10 protein-coding genes are annotated in these 6,722 nt (G+C 57.7%); 5 read left to right on the top strand and 5 right to left on the bottom strand.

Annotated features, from left to right (window positions below):
- Nucleotides 1–108: 108 nt before the first annotated feature.
- The 3 genes from QMX98_RS30955 to QMX98_RS30945 form a co-directional block, all read right to left on the bottom strand.
- Nucleotides 109–348: a DUF2789 domain-containing protein gene (locus tag QMX98_RS30955; protein ID WP_010459641.1), complete on the bottom strand. Its 240-nt coding sequence runs from the start codon at nucleotides 346–348 to the stop codon at nucleotides 109–111.
- A 121-nt stretch (nucleotides 349–469) separates the two neighbouring features.
- Nucleotides 470–700 (bottom strand): hypothetical protein, encoded by a 231-nt coding sequence (locus tag QMX98_RS30950; protein ID WP_010459643.1) that lies wholly within the window; start codon nucleotides 698–700, stop codon nucleotides 470–472.
- Nucleotides 701–859: 159 nt separating this feature from the next.
- On the bottom strand, nucleotides 860–1,108 hold the full coding sequence (locus QMX98_RS30945; RefSeq protein ID WP_282411892.1) for a hypothetical protein: 249 nt from the start codon (nucleotides 1,106–1,108) through the stop codon (nucleotides 860–862).
- Nucleotides 1,109–1,163: 55 nt separating this feature from the next.
- Between QMX98_RS30945 and QMX98_RS30940 the strand changes: the two genes are divergently transcribed.
- The 4 genes from QMX98_RS30940 to QMX98_RS30925 all read left to right on the top strand — a co-directional run bounded on the left by QMX98_RS30940 (nucleotide 1,164) and on the right by QMX98_RS30925 (nucleotide 3,327).
- Entirely contained in the window at nucleotides 1,164–1,532 is a 369-nt protein-coding gene (locus QMX98_RS30940) for a hypothetical protein (RefSeq protein WP_146012942.1), read from the top strand.
- A complete protein-coding gene (locus QMX98_RS30935; RefSeq protein ID WP_042932119.1) occupies nucleotides 1,519–1,989 on the top strand; it encodes a hypothetical protein in 471 nt (156 codons plus the stop codon). The genes QMX98_RS30940 and QMX98_RS30935 overlap by 14 nt, the downstream gene beginning before the upstream one ends.
- The gene (locus tag QMX98_RS30930) at nucleotides 1,989–2,192 is read left to right on the top strand and encodes a hypothetical protein (protein WP_010459649.1); all 204 of its coding nucleotides are present in this window, start codon (nucleotides 1,989–1,991) and stop codon (nucleotides 2,190–2,192) included. The genes QMX98_RS30935 and QMX98_RS30930 overlap by 1 nt, the downstream gene beginning before the upstream one ends.
- Nucleotides 2,193–2,310: 118 nt before the next feature.
- The gene (locus tag QMX98_RS30925) at nucleotides 2,311–3,327 is read left to right on the top strand and encodes an ABC transporter substrate-binding protein (protein ID WP_282411891.1); all 1,017 of its coding nucleotides are present in this window, start codon (nucleotides 2,311–2,313) and stop codon (nucleotides 3,325–3,327) included.
- Between the two features lie 149 nt (nucleotides 3,328–3,476).
- Here QMX98_RS30925 and QMX98_RS30920 read toward each other — a convergent pair whose 3' ends face one another.
- Complete coding sequence (locus QMX98_RS30920; protein ID WP_282411890.1) at nucleotides 3,477–5,624, bottom strand: TonB-dependent receptor; 2,148 nt, start codon at nucleotides 5,622–5,624, stop codon at nucleotides 3,477–3,479.
- A gap of 89 nt (nucleotides 5,625–5,713) precedes the next feature.
- Nucleotides 5,714–6,100 (bottom strand): DUF2946 domain-containing protein, encoded by a 387-nt coding sequence (locus QMX98_RS30915; protein WP_282411889.1) that lies wholly within the window; start codon nucleotides 6,098–6,100, stop codon nucleotides 5,714–5,716.
- Between the two features lie 95 nt (nucleotides 6,101–6,195).
- On the opposite strand from QMX98_RS30915, the gene QMX98_RS30910 reads away from it, so the two are divergent.
- Complete coding sequence (locus QMX98_RS30910) at nucleotides 6,196–6,633, top strand: DUF3995 domain-containing protein (RefSeq protein WP_010459658.1); 438 nt, start codon at nucleotides 6,196–6,198, stop codon at nucleotides 6,631–6,633.
- The last annotated feature ends 89 nt before the right edge of the window (nucleotides 6,634–6,722 follow it).

Raw genomic sequence — 6,722 nt, 5'->3', positions numbered from 1 at the left:
AGCTTGCTCCCGCTGGGCTGCATAGCGGCCCCAAGATGGGCCTGCGGCGCAGTCCAACGGGAGCAAGCTCCCTCGCCACAGGTTTATCGCTGACGGAAGACAGGCGGGCTAGTGAATCTGATGCATGCGCAGGTTCAGGTCGTCGACCACCCGCGCCCAATCGGCGTCTTCACGCAATTGTTCTTTGAGGAAGCCGGCTTGTTGCGGCGTCCAGAACTCCGCATCGATGAGTTTCTTGTCGTCGGCCAAAGGTGAATGGCTGGCGATGAATTCATCGATGGCTTTCTGACTGGAGTCCAGACCGAGCTGGTCGAACAAACCTTTCAAGTCGTGTATAGGTGAATCCATCTTCATCTCCTTGCGGGTCGCGATCTGAGGTGCGGCTTCATGGCATCTGAGCGGGCCGCGCTTCAGGAGTTCGATTGCGATGTGGGGAAGCAGGAGAGAGCATAGACGGCAAATTCGACGATCAGGCTTTCAATGCACCTTCATCGACAGCCGTTTTCAGAGCCTGGGCAGCTTCTTTGGCGGCGATGGCAGCGACGTCCGAGGTCTTGAACCAGCGATCCTTCTCGACTTGGTGATACGTCACCGTGGTCAACGGTGGTTTGGCACGCATGACAATGACTGCCTGGAATTCGCCTTCGACCTCTCTGGCTTCGCCCCGGATAAAAAATTCACCGATATCAAATTCCGTCACGTAGCTGCCTTCCCTTGGAAATATATTGTTGTGTTGAATGCCGTCCGTCCTGGGGACGAATTTCATTGGTCGGGCAGTATGGCAGTAGTTGCCTGCCGGCGGCTGAGTTAAGTCGCCGGCATGACGAAACGTCTATAGGCATGAAGGCAGGCGAACGCGTCAGATGCGAGACTCAAGTGAGCGGGCAAGTGCGCAGGCTTCGTTATGGCAGCCACGGAAACCTCTTACACGACCCGTAGAAATTTCCTTGATATGGAAGAAGGCATTACCGGCCAGCACTACCTGAAAGCGTGGCAGCAGCAGGCTTTCAGGCTGCGATTCATGCGGCTGGAACACCGCCGGGTGCAACGGGGCGTAATTGTTTGCGCGCGTTGTCTGGGGGGAAGCGAAGTGAGTCATGGTGCACATGTGAAGTCCTTTTCATTGTTTTACCGACGTGTGTACATCGTTTTGGGTAGTCTCGGTGAGCATCGCTGCTCTAGAATCACCCGCACTGGTTAGCGAACGGTGTTCATCTAAAGCAATTTTTTATTTGCGATATGTCGGAAAAGTGCTTTTTTTAAAGAGTTTTTTCCCTAAAGTTGGTAATCCGGTTTCCTCTGGCTGTGAGAAGGGCTTTTTCCTTCAACATCTGACGACTTTCACAGAGGACGGCGCGAGTGATATTCCAGTAATCTCACTGACCTCGCGAGGCATGAGCGCTCTGCTCGGCTCAGGATTTCAACCCGGGTCTTACGGCAACACTTCGGCATGGCCGCTTTTTTCTGCTGTGCGCTTTTTCTGCGTGCGGCATCATTTTCAGATGTGGGGATGTTTCCTTGGCAGTAAGTAATCTCGATATGCATGCTTTGTTCGTGCTGGGTGATTTGCGCGCAAAGCTGGTTAAACAGTTTCAGTCACGTTTCGTTTACATCACCGAACAGAACGCTGAAGGCATTTACATTGCCGAGATCGACACCGAAGAGGCGCTGGTGGTCGACGACAAGCCAGGGCTGAAGCTCAAGGTCGGCGATCATTTCAGCGCTTCGGTTCTGCCCAGTCGTGAAGGCGGCAAGCTCGACATCAAGTTCCGTGAAATCAAACTGACGGTTTACGGGCTGGGCGATTACGCCTTTGTCACCACCGCAGAGGGTCACGCGATTGTGTTCAAGGAAGGCCATAGCGTGGTGATGGTCTTCGCCGCGCACCAGCAGTTGCAGGAAGGCCTGACCAAAACCCTCAAAGCCGTGACCGCCAAAGCCGCCAAGTGGCGCAAAGGCGAACTGATCACGTTCAAGGCCAGCGAGTAATGACCCTGACCCGCGCCGACTTCCACGAACAGAACCAGGCCAGTGCGCACCTCGAAGCCCGACGGCTGTTCGAGCACAAGGCTGTTCTGCAGGGAGGCTGGCTGACGTGGGTGGCGTCACAGATTTACACGCTGCGCCCGGCGGCTTACGCCAGCATGGTCAGAAGAGAGCTGGCACGCTTGCAGGAAACTTCCGAAAATTGAATCGCCCCTCTCGAAAGCAGGAACCTCTACTACAGTCAGTTGACTGAGTATTCAGAGGCTTGCGGTCTTCTGTCAGGCCATCCTGCTATTTGCTGTGAACAGCACGAGGTGCAAAAGCATGAAAGGATTTCGACGGTTGTTGGTTAGTGCACTGGCCGCATTGGGTGTCTTGAGTTCACCCATTCCGGTATCCGCTGCCCAGGCGCCGATCCATTTTGCCGACCTGAACTGGGAAAGTGGCAGCCTGATCACCGACATCCTGCGGATCATCGTCGAGAAGGGCTACGGCCTGCCGACCGACACCTTGCCCGGGACCACCATTACCCTGGAAACCGCCTTGGCCAACAATGACATTCAGGTCATTGGCGAGGAGTGGGCCGGTCGCAGCCCGGTCTGGGTCAAGGCTGAAGCCGAGGGCAAGGTCGTGAGCCTGGGCGACACGGTCAAGGGTGCCACTGAAGGCTGGTGGGTGCCGGAATATGTGATCAAGGGCGACCCGGCCAAGGGCATCAAGCCACTGGCTCCAGATCTGCGCAGTGTCAGCGACCTGCCCAAGTACAAGGATGTGTTCAGCGATCCGGAAAGCCCGGGCAAGGGACGCTTCCTCAACAGCCCGATTGGCTGGACATCGGAAGTGGTGAACAAACAGAAACTCACGGCTTATGGCCTGAACGACAGCTATGTGAATTTCCGCAGCGGTTCCGGTGCAGCGCTGGATGCAGAGATCAGTTCGTCTATCCGTCGTGGCAAGCCTGTGCTGTTTTATTACTGGTCACCGACGCCGTTGCTTGGGCGCTTCAAGCTGATTCAGCTGGAGGAACCGCCCTTTGATGCCGAAGCCTGGAAAACCCTGACGGACGCTGATAACCCTAATCCAAAACCGACTCGCTCGCTGGCCTCGAAGCTGTCGATTGGCGTGTCCACACCTTTTCAAAAGCAGTACCCGCAGATTGCCGATTTCTTCAGCAAGGTCGATTTTCCGATCGACCCCTTGAACAAGGCACTGGCCCAAATGAGCGAAAAACACACCCCGCCACGGCAAGCGGCGGAGGCGTTCATGAAGGCGCATCCTGATGTCTGGCAGGCATGGGTGCCGAAGGATGTGGCGGATAAAGTCTCCGCCAGTCTCCAGTGACTATTGTGGCGAGGGAGCTTGCTCCCGCTGGGCTGCGAAGCAGCCCTAAATCCTGCCAACTCTTAACTTCAGGTTTAGGCATCATCCTGAGGACGACTGCTACGTAGCCGAACGGGAGCAAGCTCCCTCGCCACAAGAGATGTGCAGGGTTAAAAACGCGTTTGCACCGCAAGCTCAAACGTACGCGGTGTTCCGAGGTAATACGCCGGCGATACATGCGCAAACTCGGCATACACCTCGTTGGTCAGATTTCGCACTCGGCCGGTGACGGTGGTATGGCGGTCGACCTCGTAACGGAGAAACGTGCCGTAGAGCGTGTACGACGGCACCGTCATGGTGTTGGCGCTGTCGGCAAACACTGCGGCCACATAGCGCGCATCGACGCCCCCTTGCCACTGCGGTGCGAAGTCATAGGTCAGCCACACATTGCCGACCCGGTCCGGCACATTGGTCGGCGTGTTGCCCTTGCGTGATACCACCACGCCCGCCGCATTTTTCTCGGTGAACGCGTCGTACTGTGCGTCAACCCACGCGAAGTTGCCCTCGGCCAACAGCTTGTCGGTGATTTGCAACGAACTGGCCAATTCAATCCCCTTCGACGTCTGCTGACCCACTGGAATGCTGAGGGTCGGGTCCAGCGGATCGGTCACTGCGAAATCCGTGCGCTCAATCGTGTACGCCGCCACCGTTGCCGAACCGCGCCCGTCCAGATAATCGAACTTGCTGCCGACTTCCCATTGCTTGCCGGTGGACACGTCGAAATCCTGCGTGCCGTTGGGTTGTTCGGCAGCGGTGCTGTATTGCACGTAGACGTTGGCGGAGGGAATGAACTGGTAGGTCAGGCCGAGCCTTCCCGTCACCGGCTCCCAGCTGCGTTTCAAATGGCGGGGATTGCTGGCGGTCACTTGCCGGTGATTGGTCACGTCCAGGTCGATATCGTCGTAACGCAGGCCGGTCAGCAACGCCAGTTTGTCGGTCAACGCCAGGCGGTTTTCGGCGAACAGGGCTTTGGTGGTGACCTCGTTGGTCTTGTCGCTGACAAATCCCGGTCGGGTGCCGGGAATGTCGTAGAAGTGCCCCGGCTGGAAGTTATTCGGGTCAACGGTGCTTGCGCCTTTGACGTTCAACGGCGAGTTGGTGGTCTGGTTGACCTTGTACTCGAAACCGCCAGACCAGGTGGTCTCCAGGCCCAATAGCGTGTTGTCGTGGCGCAGTTCGAACTGGTTGCCGTTCTGTTCGCCCTGATGCCGGACCTGATACGCCGTGGAGCGATTCACCGCGCTGTTGTCGGCGTTGTACTGATAGGTTTCCAGGTTGCGGTAATCGCGCTGGCTGTCGAGGTGGTAAAGCGTGTTGCGCAGGGTGGTGCTGTCGGTGATCCGGTAGTCGATGATCGAGCGAGCCCAGATCGTGCGCTGCTCGTAACGCCCGTCTTCAACGTTGTAATTGTTGAAACGATTGTGTTTGTCGATTTTCAGCTCGCCCGCCTTGGGATTGAGCACGGGAGTGCCCCAGTAAGGACTGTCTTCGTGTTCGTCCTGATATTCCAGCGCGAGGGTGTGGGACAGGTTGGGCGTCAGGTCGCTGAGCAGCGAAAACGCGACACTCCAGGCATCGCGCTCCTGGCGGTCGATGTAGCCATTGCCGGTGTTGTGGCTGACGTCGAGCCGCGCGTAGTGCTGCACATCATCCCCGGCCTCGCTGAGTGCGTGGTTAAGGCCGAACGCGGTCTCGGTCGTGTCATAAGTCCCGTAACTGACACGACCTTCGACCGCTTGCTCTTCGCGGGTCGCAAGTTTGGTCACGTAGTTCAATGAGCCACCCACGGAGCCGGCGCCATTGATCAGCGACGACGGGCCACCCACCAGTTCGACCCGATCGTATATCCATGCATCCACTGGCCGGGCGAGGCCGCCAGAGACGTTGATGCCATTGAACATCTGTGTGATCTGACCGCTGGTGAAACCGCGGTAGGAAACGAACCCGCCGAAACCCGGCGGTGCGCTGGCGTTGACACCCGGCAAGGTGTTGGCGGCGTCCTGGAAGTTTTGCGCGCCGTGGCGCTCGATGTCGTGGCGGTTGGCGATGGCGACTGATGCCGGGGTTTCCCGCACGCTCAGGCCCAGACGCGAGGCCATGCCGCTGGACTGATCGAGGCTCAGCCCTGGCTCGGTCGTCGCTTCGCCATCAATGGTAATCGGTGCGAGGTCGACGGTGGATTGCGCCCAAGCGTTAACAGACAGGCAGCCGCACAGGCTGGCCAGCAAAGGGCTTACTAACAAAGAAGCATGTTTCATCGATGAATCCTGAATTCCTGGCTAAGAAACAGCGCACGAGCGAACGCCACGCGTTGGCGCAGTGGGCTGATCGGGAAAGGCGAAGAAAATCAGGCGACAGGGGGAGCGCGAGGATTGGCCGAGGGCCAGGTGAAACGGGCGGGGAGGTCAGCGTTGGAGATGACAGCCAGAGGCGGGCTGTGCTGCTCCGGGAGTATCGCCAGGGTCAGGCTGGAGTTGAGCGCCGGGCCCATGCCGCCGGTGGAACACAGCGGGCAACCAAAGGCTTTGGACAGGGTCGGCAGGTTGTCGTCCGAGGAGTTCGAGGAAACTGGCGCCTGAGTCGCCGGATCAACCGAACAGAACGGGCCGCCGATGCCGTTGAGCTGCATCCCGACCATTTGCCCGTGACCGATACTGCAGGCGAACACATTGAACAGGACGCAGCAATAAAGCATCCATGCCATCAATGTGCGATCAGTTCGGGCGAGTTTCATGGAGCGGCACTTTATCATCGTCGATGACGAATACCCTTACAAAATCGTTCAATGAAGTTCATCCTGCTGCGACATTTCACGCTGGATGTCTGAACATGAGCCTATTGATCGCGCAATGGATGGCTGCCATCTTCCTGTTGATCAGCCTGATCCACCTGTACTGGGCGGCAGGTGGCAAGTTAGGTAGCGAGGCGGCGGTCCCGCGAATATCGCCAGAGGGGGGAGGGGAATCCAGGCCGGCCTTCAAGCCGTCGGGGTTTGCCACGTTGCTGGTCGCGGTGGGATTGCTGTTGATCGCGATGCTGGTATGCCTGCGGGTCGGCCTGTATTTGCCGACGGTGCATCACTGGTCGCTGCAATGGGTAATCAGCGCCATTGCGATGCTGATGTTTGCCCGGGCAATCGGCGATTCGAATCTGATCGGGTTTTTCAAGCAGGTCAAGGATTCGAAGTTTGCCCGACTCGATACCTGGGCTTATTCGCCGCTGTGTGTGGTGTTGGGGGCCGGGTTGTTGGCTGTTGCCTGGATCTGAAAAGCTTCGCGGGCAAGCCTCGCTCCTACAGGTTTTGGGTCGATCACACGTTGGTGATTTCCCACGATTCTGTAGGAGCGAGGCTTGCC

This window comes from Pseudomonas sp. PS02303 (genome assembly GCF_029959925.1).
GTDB lineage: Bacteria > Pseudomonadota > Gammaproteobacteria > Pseudomonadales > Pseudomonadaceae > Aquipseudomonas > Aquipseudomonas mandelii.
This window is presented reverse-complemented; position numbering and strand designations above follow the sequence as displayed.

Bases quoted from the DNA above. Each gene is read 5' to 3' on its own strand.
- QMX98_RS30910 (WP_010459658.1), top strand. From the start codon at position 6,196: ATGAGCCTATTGATCGCGCAATGGATGGCTGCCATCTTCCTGTTGATC.
- QMX98_RS30930 (WP_010459649.1), top strand. From the start codon at position 1,989: ATGACCCTGACCCGCGCCGACTTCCACGAACAGAACCAGGCCAGTGCG.
- QMX98_RS30925 (WP_282411891.1), top strand. From the start codon at position 2,311: ATGAAAGGATTTCGACGGTTGTTGGTTAGTGCACTGGCCGCATTGGGT.
- QMX98_RS30945 (WP_282411892.1), bottom strand. From the start codon at position 1,108: ATGTGCACCATGACTCACTTCGCTTCCCCCCAGACAACGCGCGCAAAC.
- QMX98_RS30920 (WP_282411890.1), bottom strand. From the start codon at position 5,624: ATGAAACATGCTTCTTTGTTAGTAAGCCCTTTGCTGGCCAGCCTGTGC.
- QMX98_RS30955 (WP_010459641.1), bottom strand. From the start codon at position 348: ATGGATTCACCTATACACGACTTGAAAGGTTTGTTCGACCAGCTCGGT.
- QMX98_RS30915 (WP_282411889.1), bottom strand. From the start codon at position 6,100: ATGAAACTCGCCCGAACTGATCGCACATTGATGGCATGGATGCTTTAT.